The organism is Synechococcus sp. R55.7 (assembly GCF_047461955.1).
Classification (GTDB): domain Bacteria; phylum Cyanobacteriota; class Cyanobacteriia; order Thermostichales; family Thermostichaceae; genus Thermostichus.
In genome coordinates this window covers 11,198-13,708 of sequence record NZ_JANSIC010000047.1, presented here as the reverse complement: position 1 = coordinate 13,708, position 2,511 = coordinate 11,198, and the positions used below count along the sequence as shown (strand labels likewise).

General features: G+C 62.8%; 2 protein-coding genes. Both read right to left on the bottom strand.

Annotation, left to right across the window (positions count from 1 at the left end):
* Positions 1-1,049 (bottom strand): carboxypeptidase-like regulatory domain-containing protein (locus NW820_RS04005; protein WP_414406747.1); only part of this gene is annotated, 1,049 nt, incomplete at its 3' end.
* 88 nt (positions 1,050-1,137) lie between these two features.
* On the bottom strand, positions 1,138-2,511 hold a 1,374-nt coding region (locus tag NW820_RS04000; RefSeq protein ID WP_414406746.1), incomplete at its 5' end, for a carboxypeptidase regulatory-like domain-containing protein.

Genomic DNA, 2,511 nt, shown 5'->3' with positions numbered 1-2,511 from the left:
GTGGCAGAGGGGATGCGCAGCTCCACAGCCGTATCCAGGCGAGAGCGTGGGGGTGGGGCTTCTCCCTGAGCCAGTTCTAGGTACTGGGCCAGCGGGTGATGCTCCTTCCAGCGGGATCCCACCTCAGCAGCCATCTGGGTGACTTGGATTTGATAAAGCTGAGCCAACTCGGCAGCATTGAGGTTGCCCCGCTCCACCTGATCGCGACTGGCCTCGGCCAAGACATCTACCACAAGGTTGCCTTGCTCATCAAACCGCCACAGTTCCAGGCGGCTGCGGGAACGCAGGCTCAGCTCCGTTGGCGAAGCTGGTCGAGTGAGGACATCGACGCGGGCGATGACGATGGCTTCCAGGCCCAGGTAATCGAAAAATTGGCCCACCGCCTCCGGCTTGCGGCGATCCCACTCAAACAGCTCGTAGATGGGCCAGCCCACCTTCTGCAAAATGGGCTGAATGCGACGGTTGTCCAGGGGCACCACCTTCTCGCCGTTGGGGATCAAGCCCAGACGCACCGCCTCTATGGCCAGGCGCTGGCCCAACAGTTGGGTATGCTCCAACCCTCCCACCCCCAAAATGCCAAGGCGACGGCGGGGTTGAGGCCGAATCGGCACCTGCAAAACCACATCCACAGGGGTGGTCAGGCCCGCTTGCAGGAGGATCTCCTGCTCTGCCTTTTCATAGTCGGGGTGCCACACCGTCAACAGCCAACGCCCGGCTGGGGCTTGGTCTAGCTCAAAAGCGCCCCGCTCATCGGTTTGAATCGGCTGATTGGGGTTCTCCATGCCCTCCAACTGCACCTGTGCCCCCGCCACAGGTTGCCCCACGCTGTTGCTCACCTGCCCCACCAGCCGTGCTGTTCCCTGGGGCTGCCCTCTGTTTTGGGAGGGAAACAACGGCGTCAACCGCGGAATGGGGGTGGCCGGAGCCTGAGCCAGCGCTCCTGAAGCCAGTGCCAGCCAGCCGCAGAGGGCCAGACTGCCTGTTCGCGAGAGCGTTGCGTAGCGATAGCTAATCCTGTGCCGGAGAGGATGAAAGAAGAAAAAAGGCATGGCGAAGGTTGCATCCGGTAGTAGCAGTCGGTTCTATTCTGCTCCGCACCCCTGACGCGAACAGGGCAAGATCCTGCTGCAGGGATCCTCACCCCGAAAAGGGGTTGTTGGCTTGCCATTGTTGGACAAACACCGGCACCATGTTGCGCACCTGCAGCCGAAACAGGCCCGCTGCCGCATCTTCAAACATCGGATCCCCGCCCACATCATCCCGCCCATAGGCTTCGTAGTAGCGAGCCCGATCCCCAGGCCGATCCCTCTGCAAGTCCACCACCACCACCACCCCGCGGCTGCGCAACTGGTTGGGGGTGAAGTTGGGAATTTCCACCGGCACCGTCGGGGCCACAAAGCGTAAGGCTGTATTCAGCAGAGAGTTGCCCTGGCGGTTGTAGTCCCGCGAGATCTGCATCTGGGTCAAAAGGATGTAGCGCAATCCCAGGGCATCCCCGATGGCCTTCAGCTTGGCCAAATCGGAGGTGTAGCGCTCATCCCGATCCAACAACGTTAGGCCCTGGGTGAGGGGCAGAAGCGGCTCAAACCGAGGATCCGGCCCCAAAGGCCCCTTCAAGAGCAGTACCGGTCGCTGGGGCTGCAACTCCTTCAGGGCCATGCTGAGGTGGCGGGCCAGCTCATCCGAGTAAACGGGTTCATCGGGCAAAAGGCCAATGCCCTCCGGCTGGCGGGTCGGTTCCCCTGGCGGCAGGCGAATATCCTGAGTGGAGACAAAGCCGGCCCGGACTTCCACCTGGGTGCTGGTCAGGGGAAAACCCGGCACCTCCACATCTACCAAATACAGGCCAGCCGGCAGTTCCGGCAGCACGTAAGTGCCGTCGGCAGCAATGCGGACGGTTTGCCTGGGTTGGGTTGGCGTGGCGGCCAGGTGCAAAACCCCCGTCTGAACAGGTTGGCCGGCAATATCCAGCACCCGCCCGGTCACCACACCGCGGTTGCCTGGAGAGGGGACTCCCCCGTTCAGGACCTCTGTCCCGCCGTCGCCAACTTGAGCCTGAATATCCTGCAAACGGCGCAAAGCTGGGATCCCTGCTGCCACCACCCACAGATCCCGCTCCCCCAGCATCACCAGACCCGTCGGCTGTCCCTGCAGCCGCAGCGAGGCCACCAATCGCCCCGTCTGTAAATCCACCAGCTGCAGGCGGTCGCTATCGCGGGAGGTCACGTAAGCCCAACGTCCATCAGGGGAAAGGGCCAGCCGCGTCGGTCGCCAATCCAGGCCAACCCGCTGCAGGGCCTCGCCGCTGCGGCTCAGATCCAGCACTGTTAGATCTTGGCTGCCGGAGTTGAGCACCACCAAGCGTTGCCGTTCGGCATCCAAAGCCATCGCTTCCGGAGTATTGCCGCCGCGCCAACGGGCCAACAACTCCCCATTGTCTGGGTTGACCACCAGCAAACTGAGGGGATCCTCCCCGGCTAGACCCACAAACAGGGATCCCCGCTCCGCATC